This window comes from Pyrobaculum organotrophum (genome assembly GCF_055384425.1).
In genome coordinates this window covers 590,509-605,473 of sequence record NZ_AP042430.1, presented here as the reverse complement: position 1 = coordinate 605,473, position 14,965 = coordinate 590,509, and the positions used below count along the sequence as shown (strand labels likewise).

Below are 14,965 nucleotides of genomic sequence, written 5' to 3'. Positions count from 1 at the left end.
AACTTTAACGCTAACGTGCTGTTAGAAGGATCTACATACAGAGTCAGCATAAATGGTGCCCCGGCCGGGATTTGAACCCGGGTCACGGGCTCGAAAGTTGTGGGGTAGCCTCTCAGCCACCTGCCCACATCCTTGACCGGGCTAGACTACCGGCTGGGGTAGCCGGCTGGCTACGGCCCCCGTCTAGCCGGGGCGTTTTCTAATAAGTCTCTGGGATAAATACTTTTCTTCGTTACTCGCATATAAACTTCAGCAGTCCCTCTGTAAGCGCTCGGTATACTAGACACCTCTCTTCCTCCCCCGTGCACTTGGCCTTACATATAATGTTATATCCATCAACTTCACATTTAATCTCGTAGGGCTTGCCTGTTTTATCGACATGGCGAATGCCAACTCCATATGCCAACGCGGCGAGTAGTAGCTCTATGGGCTTTAGGTCTAGGCCTACCTCTTTCTCATTTATAACTACTTTATCTCTGTCTACCCTTAGTGTATAGCTCCTCTTGTACATAATAACGCACATGCGCCACATCCTGTGCACGTCTGGAGTATTTGTGGCACGCCGAGGGGAGAGGGCGTGATGGCGGGACACGACGTCTTTAGACATTCGCCACATTTATCACAGAGTGAGGGGTCTACGACATATTGTCTCCTCTTGTAACTATAGCCGACGATGCGTCTAGAGAACAACTGGCAGGGATCGCCGACTTCGTCAAGTATTACGACGTAGCCGCCCATTTCAACAACTTTAGGCGTGAGGTAATCCCGCGTTTTTGTTATAGCAATTACAGGCCCGGCGTTGTATCCGCCGGTTAATATTCCGAGGGCAACTGCCGTAGCTTTAAGCGGGGGCATATATACATCAACGACTTCTGCAACTTCGTTTGGAATGTGCCACGTGGGTATCACCATATAGTCAGGTTGTGAGACGCCGCTTGGCTGTAGTCTTACGTCAGATACGACTATGGGCACGGCGTCTAATAGCTTAAGCTGTCTATATAAACATGCCATAAGCGGTAGAAGATAGTGGCCCACCTCCATTTTCTCTCCACTTCGCGTCCACCTCCATGGCTTGAGATAGTGTTTGTTAAATGTGGAAGTTCTACGCCTTGCGACTTTGGGCAGAGGCCCCTCGTATCCCACAGGTGTGGAATAGACCTCGGAGTAGTTGACGGCGTCTTCAACATCTTTAAAACAGGGGAGATCGCTGGGACATGGCGTTATCAAAAGCGCGCCCCATACGCCGTTTTTTATAGCTTCTAAAGCCTCGGCGCTTGGCCTCGCCTCTACTAACACTTGTCTAAACGTCATAGACAAGCCTACTGCTATAGCTAGTTTATCATCTTCGCTATATCCACTGTAGTTTACTATAAACTCTACCATATCTTTAGCCTAATTGCCAATCTTTTCAACGCCTCTTTTTCATTTGGAAAATAGTCGAGGGGTTTTGGCCCGTTTATTTTAACCCATGTACATTTTTCCGATAAATATATCTCGCCAGTTTTTAGATTTAAGACTAGTGGAAACATCCTACAGGAGAGAGGCTTCTTCGTGTGTATTATACACCTCCCCCTATAGAATGGACACCAGCCGTTTATTACCCACTTGTAGAGCTTTACCCCGTTGTATTCGCCATAGGGAATAAAAGTGAGTTTTACGCCTAGTTTTTCAGCTTCTTTTTGAAGCGTTGGAATTTCGTCTTCAAGTACCACGGGCATATCTTCGAGATTTTCAAATTTACAACACTCAGAGGGACAGCTAATGGGGCATGTAAACACACATCTTTACGACATCCCCCTTTTAAGTCATCCGCCTTAGATGTAGATAAAAAGTATTTTCTATCTTCTTAGATTTACTTTAGGATAATGTCCCTAGGATAATTGTAAATATGCTAACTTTTAACATCTCTTGTACATATGTACTATATGTCCTTTGCCCTCATTAAATTCCTAAAGCCAAATTTATATATTTTTAAAGTAACACTTAAATATATTTCACTTGGCGAAAACACATGAAGAAAGAGAAGAAAGAGGAAAAGAAAGAGGAGAAAAAGAAATAAGTGCGTTGCATTAAGACTTTTAAAACCCCCATCTTTTTCCCCCTATGGTTAAGGTTATTGACATAGGTAGAGTAGTTGTAAAAGTTTTAGGTAGAGAGGCTGGGAGAAAGGCTGTTGTAGTGGATATAATAGATGAAAACTATGTCGTAATTACAGGCCCTAAGCAACTTACAGGCGTGAGACGGAGACGCGTAAATATTAACCATATAGAACCCACAGATAAAAAGATAGATATCAAGAGGGGGGCGTCGGACGAAGAGGTGTTAAAGGCTGTTGAAGCCGCAGGCCTTGTGGAGTACATGCGCGAGAAAGTAAAGCCGAAGTTCTTCGGTATAACTAGCGCAGAGGTTAAGTGAAGTGCGGAAATAGAGAGATCTTTGTAAAAACCCAGGAGTCTACAAACCCTGAGTGGGGCAAGCCGCCTTCTAAACGTACGACAGAGGAATATATAAGATACTCGCTGGTTTTAATAGACAAGCCGAGGGGGCCTAGTAGTCATGAAGTTGCCGCGTGGGTTAAGAAAATTCTCGGCGTAGAGCGGGCTGGGCACGCCGGCACGCTGGATCCCAAAGTCTCTGGGGTTTTGCCTATTGCCGTCGCTGAGGGGACTAAGGCCCTGCTTGCTTTATCGCGTTCTGACAAGGTGTATGTAGCCGTGGCGAAATTCCACGGCGATGTAGATGAGGAGAGGCTCAAAGCCGTTTTAAACGAGTTTCAGGGCGTTATATATCAAAAGCCTCCTTTACGTTCCTCTGTAAAAAGACAGCTTAGAACTCGCCACGTGTATTCTCTAGAGCTTCTGGAATTAGACGGCAGATATGCCGTTATAAAAATGCATGTAGAAGCGGGGACATATGCGAGAAAGTTAATTCACGACATAGGCGAGGTGTTGGGCGTGGGGGCTAACATGAGGGAGCTACGCCGTATAGCTGTATCTTGCTATACTGAAGACGAGACTGTGGCTTTACAAGATGTGGCAGATGCGTATTACATATGGAGGAGGTATGGAGATGACACATATTTGAGGAGGGTTCTACTTCCAATTGAAGAAATTGCGCGTCACCTCCCTAAGATATGGGTTAGAGACAGCGCAGTTGACGCATTGTGTAACGGAGCGCCTTTGGCAGCTCCTGGTGTTGTTAAATTTGAAACGCCGTTTTCAAAAGGCGAGCTTGTGGCGTTTTTTACATTAAAAGACGAACTTATAGGGTTTGGCAGAGCGTTGGTTGAAAGTGAGGAGGCTAAAAAAATGGAGAGGGGGCTTGTCGCGCGTGTAGATAGAGTTATTATGCGGCGGGGGACGTACCCCCCTATGTGGAAGAGAAAACAGCAGACGTAGAGCTCAAAAGCTTAAAAAGTAGAAATGTGTATAGACAAATGTGGGGGATCGTCCGCCAATACGTCGTATTGTAATAGACGCCGCCATACCTACTAAAGGCGTCACTATAGTAGATGTGGCAAAAGAGCTTTACAAAGTAGAGGGCGTTAAAGCTGTACGTGTTACAGTAGACGACGTAGACGTCGACGTGTTAGGTCTCGCCATTGTAGTAGAGGGCGTAAACGTTGACTATGACGAACTAGAGAAGGCTCTGGAGAAAGTCGGGGGCGTCGTACATTCAATAGATGAAGTTGTTGTAGGCGAGTATATACCGGAGGCCGGGACGACGACGTGAGATATTTAGTCCTCGGCGTGATAGATGGAATGATAAGCGCAGGTACTCTCTCAGCCTCCCTAGTGTTTAAAGGCGGTACGCTAGATCTAGGATTTGCACTCTCTCTTGCAATGGTTGTGGCATCTATAAATGCGCTTACTGTATTTGTGGCAGAGTTTTCGCACCAAATGCGCGAGGTACGTGAGCTCTCTTACAAGGTTTCGCTAAGAGAAGAGACGCGCGGGTGGACGCTTATACATAGCCGCGCTCTCTACTACACATCTAAATCAGCCGTATATAACTTCGTCGCATCATTTCTAGGCGCAACTATTGTGTTAATACCAGCTTGTTTCACAACACACGCGGCTCTATACGCGATCATAGTCGCTGTTTTAACTTCAAGTTACCTACTTGCCGGCGGCTCCTGGAGGGAATTTATAGAATTTGCGCTAATGTCTGCTGTCGCAGTTGGAGTGGGCATAGTTATTGGTCTGACATTTCCCGTATTTACAGCTTAAAGTCTCTAACGTCGGCAATATATTGTCTCTGCAGTGTACGACCGCTTTCCCCGCTTAGGGTTTCTCATTGACTGCACTTTCACTAACAACCAAGCTACCTCTGGCACGGGCGACACGGCCCCCTGCGAGGGGCAGAGCCCCCTTCGTTTCGCAGAACCCATTTCTCTTCTATGCCATATAGGCCGTCAGGATGTGGACGTTCCCAAAGGACGAGGCTTTTTGTTGTAAATAGCGGAGGTTATGAAAGAGAGGACAGGTCTACACGGCGGATTCCTAGAGACAGCTAGAACCCCCCGCCGGTGGTTGCCGCCGCATAGGGGCTCATAGGTTTAAATACTAGTCTCTAGATAAAATCACGTGGCTACTTTACCTATTGAGTATTTAAGAACCACGAGACTTTTCAAAGAGAGAATAGGAGACCTAGAGATAATATCTTTTGAGGTCCCCACTCATAAGTACTTTTCTAGAAACGAGATCCCATATTTAGCTACAGCGTTAGATGTAGACCTTAGGAAGTTAGAGAATATGCTATCTGACATGAGATATGGGAGGGTGGCGGTGGAGAAGCTCTGGGCTTATAGACTAGACGGAGATTTAATACGCGAGAGTAAGAAGGTGCTTCTCCCAGACCTAGTGGCTAATAAAGACGTAGATGGAGAGGTAGAGGAGCTAGAAGATACCAAGATTCTAAAGATACATGTGGCTAAGTTAAAAGAGTTTGTGAGAATTTTTGTAAAAAAACGGCAGGGCTTCCGCGAAGTCATCATATATAGAAAGCCCCCACATCCTGCGTTAATTAGATACGTGGCATATCTTTAGACTCGGCGATATATCAATATCTTGTCCCCGCTTACATAAGGTTTCTTCCCCGTAATTCATGACGTAGATTTACCTGTAATAGTTATTAATCAGTGGACGTTTTGTGGCGTGAAGGTGGCGGTCGTTGGCATAGGCGGGTGGGGAAAAAACCACCTTCGTGTAGTTTCTCAACTACGAGGCGAGGATCTTGTCGATGAGGTCTACGCCGTTGATATAGACGAGGCAAAGCTCAAGTGGGCTGAGAAAGTATATAAGGCGAGGTCTGTAAAAGGTATAGAGAAAGCATCAGACTTAGACGTAGATGCAACTATAGTGGCAACGCCTACGACGTTACACGCCGCACACGCCGCCGTCTTTCTCTCGAGAGGAATACCCACGTTAGTTGAGAAGCCATTTGCCGCAAGTTTACGTGAGACGTATGAGTTGTTGGATATTGCTAGGAGAACTCTAGTTACCACTGGGTATTTACTGCGTTTTCACCAAGGCGTTAGATATATGAAAAACAACTTGGGCAAGTTGGGCCGTTTTTTGACGGCTTATAGCAAGAGGACTTCTAGGTGGCCTGTGAGACCTGGCGACGTCGGCGTCGTCAAAGATCTCGTAATTCATGACGTAGATCTACTTGCATATATCACTGGTAGACGGGCGCTTACAGTATACGCCCTGGGCGGCTCAACCAGAGGGACTTACGAAGACCATGTACAAGTTTTTGCAAAATTTGACGAAGCCGCCGCAGTTTTTGAAGCAAATTGGCTCACGCCGTATAAATTTAGAAAACTAGAAATAACAGGCGACCAGGGGATATTTGCCATAGACTTCGCCACTGACGAAGTATATTTCTACGGCGAAGATGGAGTATATCGCCCAAGACTGGAAATAGTAGAGCCTCTCGTGGTTCAGGATAGGGAGTTTTTAAAAGCTGCCTCAGGCAGAGGCGGCGAAATTGTAGATAGAGAAGACATAATCTATACAATGAAGTTTTGTGAAGCCGCGGTGTTATCTCTAAAGACAGGCCGCCTTGTGCACCTAGACGAAGTTACGTGATCGCCCCCGTCTAGTGGACAAAGGAGGCCTTGTCCATTAATTAAGTTACCTAAGGCGTGGACTCATGAGGGAATCCTCTGCCGAGGTTGTCTGCGGAGTTGTGCCCTCTTAATAACTGTCTGGCGGAGACCCCCACTCCAAAGGGCGGGGTCTTCAGTTGTAACGCTATGGCATCTCTTTTTAAACGCATAAGGCAAAGTAAACTTGTCCAATTCTACACGCTGTAGTTTTTAAAACGGGGGGTAAGACATGTATGAAGCTGGGCGAAGAGCTGTCGATACATGAGCTAGAGAAACTTGACTTTGGCGAGGACTTCAAGCTGGCCCTCTCTAGAGCTATAAACGGGGCTAACGTCTATATCGTAGGCCCCTCTGGAAGTGGAAAAACTGCCATGTTGAGAAAACTAGGCCTTTATCTCACTAGGTTAGGCAGAGAAGCTCTCTATGTAAAACTCGAGTGGGTGAAATACGGCTGGGGGCTCTCAGACTATTTAAAGAGGTATGGGGATAAAAGCAGAGAGCTTGTCGGAGGCGCCGCAGGCGATATAATACTGTTAGACGACGGAGAGTTGCTCTGGAGCTACAACTCGGTGTATAGAAATCTAGTCAGAGACTTGAGAGGTAGACAAATAGCGGCGGCTTTTAGAGAATTTGACATAGATACAGCAACTATCTTACTTGGAGATGGATTTACGATATATCTTCAGACTCGACAAACCTCAGCCCATACGGCAAAGATACCACTTGGCTTAAGTTTCTTAGGTAAAACTGCAGAAATTACTGTATTATAGGAGCCAGGGCGAGGAGATTGTTTAAACTATGTAACACCACGGCAGAGACAATCCCACCTCTTTTAAATGCGTATGTGAGGACGACTCCTAGGGCAAAATACAGCGGGATTAACATAGAAGCGCCGTGCGCCATTGCAAAAGCGAGAGAACTTCCAACGTATCCCGCCACTGCGCCAGCTCTCTTTTCTAACTCCACATAGAGGAGAGCTCTAAACAAAGTCTCTTCTACAAGTGGCGCCAGAACCAGCGCGGTGGTTATAAAATAGGCCTTCCACTGTGGACAGACTGACATAGCTTGTATAAATATCTGAATCGCGCGGCTATACTCTCTAAGATAAGGCTCTGCCGCCGCCTCTAGCGTCCAAATTACGACCATCATAAGCAGCGAGACTATGAAGTACCTCAGCCTAAACATAAGGTACCCTCTTGTGTAATATACTACGGGGGTCAACACTAAATATGCCGTGGCAATAGCTATAGGAGCTCCGCAAATTGGCACAACAAAAGCGGCAATTCCCATAGCTATAAACATAATGGGCATAGAAAGCGCCAGTATAACGAGACGCACGAATTTATACACATGTCTTATAAAAATCTGTGGAAGTGTATATAGCGGCCTCTACAGTGGGGAAGAGGAGGTTTTTTATAGACTTGTCAAATTGGGATCGCGTAGGGAGGCTACACAAGCCTTTTCTCATAAACTCAGGCTGGCCCCAGGGCCTTACCCCCAGCGCGGTGGATATTGGGAAGTATATAGGCGAAGTAGAAGAGATATATAGAGAGGCGTCGGGAGCTGTGAGAGCAGCTGAAAAAGACTTTGTCAAAGCCGTTTCTAAACTCTGGCCGTTACGATTTATATTACCTATGCGGCTTGAAAACGTGGATTTTTTTAGAGACGCTAGAGTCTACTGGGAAGTGAAGACCCACCTAGAAAATGTGTTGGGAAAGAGATTCGACATGTGGAGTGAGGTATATGCCGGCTGGGCGGCTGTAGAAGTGAAAAACGGCGCAGTGTATATAGGGGGCGTGCCTTCTATAGGCCACACGTATCTCAAGATGATTAACGCCCTGTCTCTATAGATATTTGGATTTTTTCACCAAATCTAGTCTTTAATAGTTGTATAAGTTTATCTAAGGCTATATTTACTAAGTTTTCTGCATCTTGTGGCTTAGTTGCACTGGCGTATATATGTATGTACAAGAGGGGGGCTTCTACTTCATAGCCCTTTGGGTGGGATTTTACATAAACCCTGGGGTCTAATTTTAAAACCTCTCGTATGATAGGCGCGACGTCTGCCTCTGGCGCGCCTTTGACTACTAGAGCTTTTTCTGCGAAATATATAGGAGGCCCCCGCGATTTTAGTAGAGGCTCGACATAACTCTCAAATATGGCCTCCATCTCTCTGGGGACTCCCGGCAGTAAAACGGCGATTTTGTCCTCTGTCTCATATAAAATACCTGGCGCTGTGCCCACTGGGTTTGGCAAAGGCCTTGCGCCCGGAGGCATCTTGGCCATTTTAACCCGCTCGGGGGTGAGGGGGTAGCCACGCGCCTCATATTTCTCTTTCACCATTTTTAACGCCTCTTCGTTTACCACAGGCTCAACACCTAGGGCTTTACAAAAGGCTAGGTTTGTAATGTCGTCTGGCGTTGGGCCGAGACCCCCGGTAGATATTACAACGTCTGCCCTCTTTAAGCCATCTCTAAAACTTTCAACTATGTCATCTTCATCATCTGGCACGACTAAAATTCGTTTTACTAAATAGCCTAGAAATGTGAGTTTTCCAGCAAGCCACGCGGCATTTGTATTAACAACTCTGCCAATGAGAAGTTCGTTCCCCACTGTGATAATCCACACAACGCCCTTGTGCATACATAGGTCTATATCTCTCTCTTTTATGTTATACACGGCGTGCCTGGGGCAGGCCCCCGAGTCCCCCGGGGAGGGGCCAAGAGAGGTAGGGGGACGCTGTATAGACGGGGAATGTGGTCAAGTTTTTAACTCTTCTCTTATCACAAGCAGTAGGCCTATAAGCGTTGTTGTTATCCCAATGGCTTGTAGCGGTATCTCAAAGCCACGCAAGGCCACTGAGCTAGTCGGCATCTCGCCCAAGATCAATATTGCAAGAAGCGTTGCGCCTACGGGTTCGCCGAGAGTACTCGCCGCGATTGTCACAGCGCGATATCTGCCTAAGAGGTAGTTAAATACGGTGTGTCCAGCCATCATGGGGATAGAGGCTATGAGGAGAAACATGACAAAGGTGTAGAAGTCGTAATGTATGAGATCGACCCCAAGTGCAAGGCCTACGGCTAGAGAGATAAGCGCCGCAGTGCTATAAGACACGGCGACATAGCCTAAAGTCCCTACAGAAGATCTAACTACGCGTCCGGCAGCGAGATATCCTGCAAAAGACAACGCCCCCACTAACGCAAGGAGATTTCCCAATAGCCCGCCTGGCGATAGAGTAATCAATACGCTGCCAACTACAGCCATTACAACGCCAACGACAGTGACTCTACTCACACTTTCCCCCAGCTTCTTCGAGAGGAGGAGCATAACTACGGGGTGTATATTAACCAACGTTGTACTCGCCGCAACTGTCGTTAGAAAGAGGGAGGGAATCCAGCTGAGGAAATGCGCCGCTAGAAAGACTCCCGACAGTGTTGAATAAATCAAGGCCCGCCCCCTGGGAAGCTCTAGCTTTCGCGTCGCGCCGAGAAGAAAGACAATCGCTGTCGCAAAAGCTAGTCTCCAAAAGGTTATTGCCACAGGATGTGCAGGCGTAAGTCTAATTAAAATCGAGGCACTTGATATAGCAAAAATACCTATCGGCAAAAGCCAGAGCATACTACACAACATTAGATAGCTTAAATATACAAAGACGCCTCTCTACTTATGGAGTTCCCAGATTTAGCATATGTGAGGAGAGAGGAGTTCTGCTCTATTGCCCTTTTCTCGACGGAGAGGTCCAGAGGAAGATCTTGAGCGCTTCCCTAACTATTTGGGAGATGTTGGCATTGAGCTCCTCCGCGACCTTCTTAAGCTCGTAGAACATCGCAAGAGGGATCCGCACGAAGATCCTTGCCGACCTCATAGCTTCGGCCCCAGAACCAACTCCCTCCGGACTGTGCCGTCCTCTCTAATGACAGTTGCGACTTCAAGCTTCCTCTCCTCCCTCATTGCACATCTCACTATCGGCAAGTAGTCGTTCTTAACGAGGAGGATCATAAGCTCGGCCGCCTCGCGTACGAGCTCTTCCAACGGCTTCCCAGACCACAGGGACAACATTCCGCTATTCTGGGCCAAGAGGAGGTATTGGGAAATCTTCCAAAAACAACCTTTTCCCCGTCCCGGCACCTATCACACTTTTAACCTAGTAAACTTCTTGTATTCATGAGCCACATCTCCGGCCCTGGGGCCCGGCGACTAGGGGGCAAAGCCAGCCCCCAACGACCCGGGCCCCCTCGCCCGCGGCCGCCTTCGGGCGTCTCCGCAGGCAGGCCCCAAGCCCCCCGGAGAGGGCGGGGAGCCGCAAAGGGGGCTTAGGCATAAATATCTGAGATTATTCCACAAATAGATGACGAACCAATGCAGGCGGCGATTATATGACCGGTGACCTGCCGGCTGATTTATAAGAGGGGCACCTCTGGCCAATTGGACAGACGTCGCACTTGGGGTTACGCGCCTTGCATATCTCTCGGCCGAACTGTATCAGCTTGAGGTGAAGCTCGAGGTATTTATGTTGGGGCAACCTCTCTATAAACCAGCGGCTGATTTCGTCATAGCTCTTTCCAATGCCCCACCGTCTTGCGATACGGGTTATATGAGTGTCTACTGGAAACGCCGGGAGGCCTAGGTTTACTAATATCACGTCAGCAGTCTTCTTGCCAACTCCTGGGAGAGTTAGGAGGAAGGCTCTAGCTCTCTCGGCGCCCATTTCTAATAGCCTCTGTGGAGTTATATCATATTTCAAAAATGTCTCGGCGAGGTTCTTTAGAACTCTCGCCCTCTGTCTATACATGCCGGCAGGTTTTATCAACTCGGCGAGTTCCCCCTCGGACATTTTATTGAGACTCTCGGGAGTTATAGTCCCTAGCCTCCTTTTGAGATTTTCAAATGCTCTAAAAGCGTTTTTATCAGAGGTGTTCTGGCTAAGGATAACTGCGACAAAAAGCTCAAATAAGTTTTTCTCTCTTTGCCAAACAACAGGCGCTATAAATTCGTCAATTCTAAGCTGTATATATTTATCAACCAGCTCGACAAACTCCATGTTTGATAAATCCTGTCCTTATATATCTCTACTGCTGTGTAAGTGTGGAGGAGCTAAGATTTAGCCTCCGTAAGTCAGACTTTGAGAAATTTGCCGAGAGACTTGGGGTCAATCCAGAGGAGCTACTCACGGCGTTAAAGGCGGAGGTGGTAAAAGTAGGCCCCGGCTTTCGCTACGTTATCGATATGGAGAATTTCTTCTATTTTGTAATCTCTAAGCTATATACACAAAGAAAGACTGAAAAAACTAGCGATGTAACATTAGAGAGCTTTGAAAATGCCCTTAACAAAGCTATAGATAGATTTGCAGGAATAAGCGGATATGCAAAACTTTTTGATGTAAAAAACGCAGTTATGCAAGAATTGGGAATAGGCGAGGAAGAATTTGTAAAAAAGCTGACAGAGTTGCTTCAAGTGAAGAAGGGCCACTACGTCTTATTAGAGGGCGGCGACTTAAAAATACAGATAGGGGGAAAGAAATACGGCTTTATAAAGAGGGTCGAGAAGAGGTCTGTTGCAGAGGTGGTATACTATTAATGTCCCCCTACCTCTCTCTTGGCCCCTCTCCGGGGGACTTGGGGGGCCCGCCTCGGGTGTGCCGGGGCGAGGGGGTGGGTCATACGGGGGACGGCCGCGAGTCGCTTGTTTTGTAACAGCTTGGCGCACCTGTCTGCCGCCCAAGTTAACTGGCTCGAGAACCGTAGTTGTATTAGACGAGCTTCTCCCCTCTGCGGAGGATCCAAAATTTTTCAGTGATATTTTCAGTGATATACCGATACTAGATTTATTATTGGCAAGCTTAATTCACGTGGATTGTGACATACCCAAGTGGCCTGTGGCCAAGGACGGCCTTAGACTAGGCGGCAGATCTTGGATTAAGGCTGCAGAGGCCTTAGTTAAGTTAACTTCTACATTTCCAATGGCTATACTCTTGGGTAGAGCTGGCATGGGCAAGTCCCAAGTGGCCTACGAGGTGTGTAGAAGGACAAACTGTATATATGTTGATTTGACAGAAGTCGGCGAGAGAAATATAGCTAACGTAGCGGCTATTGTGGCATGGAGGATATTGGCTAGATTTGGGACTAGAGACTCAAAAAACAGGGTGGCGGAGGTCTATAAGAAGTTTGGGTACGAGGGCATTCTCTCGTTAGCTAAAGGCGATCCGGCGTGGACGTTAAAAACTGCGCTTGAGTTAACTGGCTCGAGAACCGTAGTTGTATTAGACGAGCTTCTCCCCTCTGCGGAGGATCCAAAATTTTTCGAAGTTGCGTATATACTCCACAGGATTAGAAATATGCACCTCTCTAATGCGGCTTTTCTAGTCACCATGTTGCCAGAGGTCTATGAGAAAATTGTAGAAAGAATACCCCCGCTGGGCAACTTCTTTATACATATCACTGTGCAGTTACCAGATGTAATACCTGAAGACGAAGTTGAAGAAATAGTGTCTGTATATTGCCCAGAGAAGGCGGATCTCGCCAGGAAAATCCTAGCTGAGAGACCAGACGTCACAGTTAGAGAGCTGTTGCTTGAGCTAAACAATATACCATCTAGGAGATATGTAGAGCTTATTCCCGCAGATTAATCCGCCAACCTTTATATCAATTACAAAAATATCCAAAGGATAGGGACTAAACATATAATTACATTTTTTGTTTCCCATGTGATTAGATCAGACACCGTTAAGCAGATACTAGAGCATTACAGAGTCATATGGGCTCTTAGCCATGCCCAGGGACTAATGGGCTGGGATTCAGAGACTTATATGCCTGAGGAGGGCATCAAGGGTCGTGCCGTCGCTAGGGCGGAGATTGCCCAGTTGATACAGAAATTTATGCTTGACGAGAAGTTTGTAAAGTTGGTAGAAAAGGCGGAAGAGGAAAAAGATTTAACAGATGTAGAGAGAGGAATTATAAGAGTCTTAAAGAGAGATTTAAAATTCTACCAAAGGGTGCCGCCGGAGGTTGTAAAAGAGTTTGTCAAAGTTACGTCAGAGGCTTTTATAGTTTGGAAAAATGCGAAAGAAAAGGCGAAATTTGAAATTTTTGCGCCGTATTTAGAAAAAATCGTCGACCTTTCTAGAGTAATAGCTGACAAATTAGGCTATGAACAACATCCATATGACGCATTGCTAGATTTATACGAAGAGGGGCTTACGTCGCGAGATGTAGAATCTATCTTTTCAACACTAGAGCCGGGTATTAAGACGTTGCTCTACAAGTTAGAAAGCCGCGGCTGGCCTAAGAAACATCCGTTAGAGGAGGTTCCCTACGAGAGACAAGCGGTTGAGGCGGCGGTTATAGATGTTTTAAATCTACTGGGGTACCCCAGGGGGAGGTTCAGAGTGGATGTTTCGCCACATCCATTTACGATAGGTATTACATCTCCATACGACGTAAGAATAACTGTGAGGTATAGAGGGGTTGATTTTAAAGAGCCGCTTTTCTCTGCGTTACACGAATACGGCCACGCGCTGTATGAGTTAAATATTGACGAGTCTATCGCCATGACGCCTGTAGGCACGGGGGTGTCGCTTGGAGTTCATGAGAGTCAGTCTAGGTTTATTGAAAACATCGTGGGTAGAAGCCGCGAGTTTGTCTACAAAATTTCGCCAATTCTCCGCAAACATCTCGCCTTTTTGTCAAAATACAGCGACGAGGACTTGTTCTACTATTTCAACGTAGTTAGGCCAAGTCTCATACGTACAGAGGCAGACGAGGTTACCTACAACCTACATATACTTCTGCGTTATAAATTAGAGCGTCTCATGATAACAGGCGAGGTAAAGATTTCTCAACTACCAGAGTTGTGGAATAACGAAATGGAACGCCTCCTCGGCGTTAGACCTAAAAACGACGCAGAGGGTATATTACAAGATGTACATTGGTCACATGGCTCAATCGGCTACTTCCCGACTTACACACTGGGAAATGTAATAGCTGCGATGATATATTACAAACATGGAAATATACGCGGCCTTATCTCAGAGGGGGACTTTGCCGCAGTGAAGGAGTACCTCCGCGAGAAAATACATAGATGGGGCAGCATCTATCCGCCAAAGGAGCTTCTTATGAAAAACTTCGGCGAGGTATATAACGCCAGCTATTTAGTCAAATACCTAGAGGAGAAATACGTCTAGCATATCTCGCAGAGTGTAGATACCGCGCGGCAGAGGTCTGAGTTTTTTAAATAGCCGTCTTCTTTACTCATAAAACTCCCCCACGCCAGTTCGAAATCGCCTATCTCCACCTTTGGCAACAATTCTTCGATATGCGGCGTCTGCGTCTTTATAAGCCCCGTGGCTCGTGCGAGTTGGACGACGTAGTTATTTAGCCCCACTCTAGCTCTGTATAGTATATATTTTGCAGCATCGCAAGAGCTGTCTAGTTTGATAACTCTCCCATCGAAATACAGCGGGCGCCCTAATTTTGCCGTAAGTTCCGCGGCGGCTTGAGCTGCCAACACGCTTATGATTTTAAAAGTCCTCCCTCCATACGGCACTACGTTGAGAAACACTAGGTTTATCTCGTCGCTTACAACATGTACAAAACTGGCGCCGTGTTGCATTGCGAGATTTTTCGCAACTTCAACTAAGGCGGCGTGCACAAGTTTGCTCCTAGGCGCGGGGAAGTCTCTCAGTCTCTTCCCAAACCCCACACCGTCTAGTCTCACGGCGATAGGCGGCGAAGAGGGCTCGCATACCGCCTCCCTCTCTCTATAACGCATTTCGAGAAGACGCGGGTTTTCAGAAAGCAGTCTCTTAAGCGAATCCACATGTCACATTAGTCTTTAAAATAAGGATTTGCGAAGAGT

22 protein-coding genes and 1 tRNA gene are annotated in these 14,965 nt (G+C 46.8%); 11 read left to right on the top strand and 12 right to left on the bottom strand.

Translation table 11 applies throughout. From position 1 onward, the window contains the following. Positions 1 to 53: 53 nt before the first annotated feature. The 4 genes from ACZ49R_RS03675 to ACZ49R_RS03660 form a co-directional block, all read right to left on the bottom strand. Positions 54 to 177: transfer RNA gene (locus tag ACZ49R_RS03675), tRNA-Glu, on the bottom strand. A gap of 55 nt (positions 178 to 232) precedes the next feature. Continuing rightward, positions 233 to 511, bottom strand: coding sequence for a hypothetical protein (locus tag ACZ49R_RS03670; protein ID WP_464733797.1), 279 nt, complete (start codon positions 509 to 511; stop codon positions 233 to 235). Beyond that, positions 487 to 1,383, bottom strand: coding sequence for an ATP-binding protein (locus tag ACZ49R_RS03665; RefSeq protein ID WP_464733796.1), 897 nt, complete (start codon positions 1,381 to 1,383; stop codon positions 487 to 489). The genes ACZ49R_RS03670 and ACZ49R_RS03665 overlap by 25 nt, the downstream gene beginning before the upstream one ends. Continuing rightward, the gene (locus tag ACZ49R_RS03660; RefSeq protein WP_464733795.1) at positions 1,377 to 1,778 is read right to left on the bottom strand and encodes a YkgJ family cysteine cluster protein; all 402 of its coding nucleotides are present in this window, start codon (positions 1,776 to 1,778) and stop codon (positions 1,377 to 1,379) included. The genes ACZ49R_RS03665 and ACZ49R_RS03660 overlap by 7 nt, the downstream gene beginning before the upstream one ends. A 325-nt stretch (positions 1,779 to 2,103) precedes the next feature. On the opposite strand from ACZ49R_RS03660, the gene ACZ49R_RS03655 reads away from it, so the two are divergent. The 6 genes from ACZ49R_RS03655 to ACZ49R_RS03630 all read left to right on the top strand — a co-directional run bounded on the left by ACZ49R_RS03655 (position 2,104) and on the right by ACZ49R_RS03630 (position 6,092). Beyond that, positions 2,104 to 2,415 carry a 50S ribosomal protein L14e gene (locus ACZ49R_RS03655; protein ID WP_464733794.1) on the top strand — a complete coding sequence of 104 codons (312 nt, stop codon included), beginning with the start codon at positions 2,104 to 2,106 and terminating at the stop codon, positions 2,413 to 2,415. Further along, positions 2,412 to 3,398 (top strand): RNA-guided pseudouridylation complex pseudouridine synthase subunit Cbf5, encoded by a 987-nt coding sequence (locus ACZ49R_RS03650; protein WP_464733793.1) that lies wholly within the window; start codon positions 2,412 to 2,414, stop codon positions 3,396 to 3,398. The genes ACZ49R_RS03655 and ACZ49R_RS03650 overlap by 4 nt, the downstream gene beginning before the upstream one ends. A gap of 40 nt (positions 3,399 to 3,438) precedes the next feature. Beyond that, the gene (locus tag ACZ49R_RS03645; RefSeq protein ID WP_011762875.1) at positions 3,439 to 3,732 is read left to right on the top strand and encodes a DUF211 domain-containing protein; all 294 of its coding nucleotides are present in this window, start codon (positions 3,439 to 3,441) and stop codon (positions 3,730 to 3,732) included. Beyond that, positions 3,729 to 4,229, top strand: a complete 501-nt coding sequence (locus tag ACZ49R_RS03640) for a hypothetical protein (protein WP_011762876.1) — start codon at positions 3,729 to 3,731, stop codon at positions 4,227 to 4,229. Before ACZ49R_RS03645 ends, ACZ49R_RS03640 begins: the two co-directional genes overlap by 4 nt. A gap of 357 nt (positions 4,230 to 4,586) precedes the next feature. Then, the gene (locus ACZ49R_RS03635) at positions 4,587 to 5,048 is read left to right on the top strand and encodes a hypothetical protein (protein WP_011762877.1); all 462 of its coding nucleotides are present in this window, start codon (positions 4,587 to 4,589) and stop codon (positions 5,046 to 5,048) included. A gap of 108 nt (positions 5,049 to 5,156) precedes the next feature. After that, positions 5,157 to 6,092: a Gfo/Idh/MocA family protein gene (locus ACZ49R_RS03630; protein WP_464733792.1), complete on the top strand. Its 936-nt coding sequence runs from the start codon at positions 5,157 to 5,159 to the stop codon at positions 6,090 to 6,092. A 49-nt stretch (positions 6,093 to 6,141) separates the two neighbouring features. Here the strand turns inward: ACZ49R_RS03630 and ACZ49R_RS03625 are convergent, their stop codons facing one another. Then, positions 6,142 to 6,282 carry a hypothetical protein gene (locus ACZ49R_RS03625; protein WP_464733791.1) on the bottom strand — a complete coding sequence of 47 codons (141 nt, stop codon included), beginning with the start codon at positions 6,280 to 6,282 and terminating at the stop codon, positions 6,142 to 6,144. A 63-nt stretch (positions 6,283 to 6,345) separates the two neighbouring features. On the opposite strand from ACZ49R_RS03625, the gene ACZ49R_RS03620 reads away from it, so the two are divergent. Then, positions 6,346 to 6,882 carry an ATP-binding protein gene (locus ACZ49R_RS03620; protein ID WP_464733790.1) on the top strand — a complete coding sequence of 179 codons (537 nt, stop codon included), beginning with the start codon at positions 6,346 to 6,348 and terminating at the stop codon, positions 6,880 to 6,882. On the opposite strand, the gene ACZ49R_RS03615 is transcribed toward ACZ49R_RS03620, so the two are convergent. Then, positions 6,869 to 7,462, bottom strand: a complete 594-nt coding sequence (locus tag ACZ49R_RS03615) for a lysostaphin resistance A-like protein (RefSeq protein ID WP_464733789.1) — start codon at positions 7,460 to 7,462, stop codon at positions 6,869 to 6,871. The genes ACZ49R_RS03620 and ACZ49R_RS03615 overlap by 14 nt on opposite strands. Before the next feature lie 17 nt (positions 7,463 to 7,479). On the opposite strand from ACZ49R_RS03615, the gene ACZ49R_RS03610 reads away from it, so the two are divergent. Next, positions 7,480 to 7,962 carry a hypothetical protein gene (locus tag ACZ49R_RS03610; protein WP_464733788.1) on the top strand — a complete coding sequence of 161 codons (483 nt, stop codon included), beginning with the start codon at positions 7,480 to 7,482 and terminating at the stop codon, positions 7,960 to 7,962. Here ACZ49R_RS03610 and ACZ49R_RS03605 read toward each other — a convergent pair. The 5 genes from ACZ49R_RS03605 to ACZ49R_RS03585 all read right to left on the bottom strand — a co-directional run bounded on the left by ACZ49R_RS03605 (position 7,943) and on the right by ACZ49R_RS03585 (position 11,153). Then, positions 7,943 to 8,755 (bottom strand): nicotinamide mononucleotide deamidase-related protein, encoded by an 813-nt coding sequence (locus tag ACZ49R_RS03605; RefSeq protein ID WP_464733787.1) that lies wholly within the window; start codon positions 8,753 to 8,755, stop codon positions 7,943 to 7,945. The two genes, ACZ49R_RS03610 and ACZ49R_RS03605, sit on opposite strands and share 20 nt — an antisense overlap. Positions 8,756 to 8,872: 117 nt before the next feature. Beyond that, complete coding sequence (locus ACZ49R_RS03600; RefSeq protein ID WP_464733786.1) at positions 8,873 to 9,730, bottom strand: EamA family transporter; 858 nt, start codon at positions 9,728 to 9,730, stop codon at positions 8,873 to 8,875. A gap of 94 nt (positions 9,731 to 9,824) precedes the next feature. Continuing rightward, positions 9,825 to 9,977, bottom strand: coding sequence for a hypothetical protein (locus ACZ49R_RS03595; protein WP_464733785.1), 153 nt, complete (start codon positions 9,975 to 9,977; stop codon positions 9,825 to 9,827). Next, complete coding sequence (locus ACZ49R_RS03590) at positions 9,974 to 10,171, bottom strand: hypothetical protein (RefSeq protein WP_464733784.1); 198 nt, start codon at positions 10,169 to 10,171, stop codon at positions 9,974 to 9,976. The genes ACZ49R_RS03595 and ACZ49R_RS03590 overlap by 4 nt, the downstream gene beginning before the upstream one ends. 313 nt (positions 10,172 to 10,484) lie before the next feature. Next, entirely contained in the window at positions 10,485 to 11,153 is a 669-nt protein-coding gene (locus ACZ49R_RS03585; protein WP_464733783.1) for an endonuclease III domain-containing protein, read from the bottom strand. A gap of 44 nt (positions 11,154 to 11,197) precedes the next feature. Between ACZ49R_RS03585 and ACZ49R_RS03580 the strand changes: the two genes are divergently transcribed. The 3 genes from ACZ49R_RS03580 (at position 11,198) to ACZ49R_RS03570 (ending at position 14,291) form a co-directional block, all read left to right on the top strand. Then, positions 11,198 to 11,689 carry a hypothetical protein gene (locus tag ACZ49R_RS03580; protein ID WP_464733782.1) on the top strand — a complete coding sequence of 164 codons (492 nt, stop codon included), beginning with the start codon at positions 11,198 to 11,200 and terminating at the stop codon, positions 11,687 to 11,689. A gap of 271 nt (positions 11,690 to 11,960) precedes the next feature. Then, complete coding sequence (locus tag ACZ49R_RS03575) at positions 11,961 to 12,737, top strand: ATP-binding protein (RefSeq protein WP_464733781.1); 777 nt, start codon at positions 11,961 to 11,963, stop codon at positions 12,735 to 12,737. 78 nt (positions 12,738 to 12,815) lie between these two features. Then, complete coding sequence (locus ACZ49R_RS03570; RefSeq protein WP_464733780.1) at positions 12,816 to 14,291, top strand: carboxypeptidase M32; 1,476 nt, start codon at positions 12,816 to 12,818, stop codon at positions 14,289 to 14,291. Here the strand turns inward: ACZ49R_RS03570 and ACZ49R_RS03565 are convergent. After that, on the bottom strand, positions 14,288 to 14,926 hold the full coding sequence (locus ACZ49R_RS03565) for a tRNA(His) guanylyltransferase Thg1 family protein (protein WP_464733779.1): 639 nt from the start codon (positions 14,924 to 14,926) through the stop codon (positions 14,288 to 14,290). The genes ACZ49R_RS03570 and ACZ49R_RS03565 overlap by 4 nt on opposite strands. Between the last annotated feature and the right edge of the window lie 39 nt (positions 14,927 to 14,965).

Bases quoted from the DNA above. Each gene is read 5' to 3' on its own strand.
- ACZ49R_RS03670 (WP_464733797.1), bottom strand. From the start codon at position 511: ATGTACAAGAGGAGCTATACACTAAGGGTAGACAGAGATAAAGTAGTT.
- ACZ49R_RS03665 (WP_464733796.1), bottom strand. From the start codon at position 1,383: ATGGTAGAGTTTATAGTAAACTACAGTGGATATAGCGAAGATGATAAA.
- ACZ49R_RS03655 (WP_464733794.1), top strand. From the start codon at position 2,104: ATGGTTAAGGTTATTGACATAGGTAGAGTAGTTGTAAAAGTTTTAGGT.
- ACZ49R_RS03625 (WP_464733791.1), bottom strand. From the start codon at position 6,282: ATGCGTTTAAAAAGAGATGCCATAGCGTTACAACTGAAGACCCCGCCC.
- ACZ49R_RS03620 (WP_464733790.1), top strand. From the start codon at position 6,346: ATGAAGCTGGGCGAAGAGCTGTCGATACATGAGCTAGAGAAACTTGAC.
- ACZ49R_RS03605 (WP_464733787.1), bottom strand. From the start codon at position 8,755: ATGCACAAGGGCGTTGTGTGGATTATCACAGTGGGGAACGAACTTCTC.
- ACZ49R_RS03600 (WP_464733786.1), bottom strand. From the start codon at position 9,730: ATGCTCTGGCTTTTGCCGATAGGTATTTTTGCTATATCAAGTGCCTCG.
- ACZ49R_RS03595 (WP_464733785.1), bottom strand. From the start codon at position 9,977: ATGAGGTCGGCAAGGATCTTCGTGCGGATCCCTCTTGCGATGTTCTAC.
- ACZ49R_RS03590 (WP_464733784.1), bottom strand. From the start codon at position 10,171: ATGTTGTCCCTGTGGTCTGGGAAGCCGTTGGAAGAGCTCGTACGCGAG.
- ACZ49R_RS03585 (WP_464733783.1), bottom strand. From the start codon at position 11,153: ATGGAGTTTGTCGAGCTGGTTGATAAATATATACAGCTTAGAATTGAC.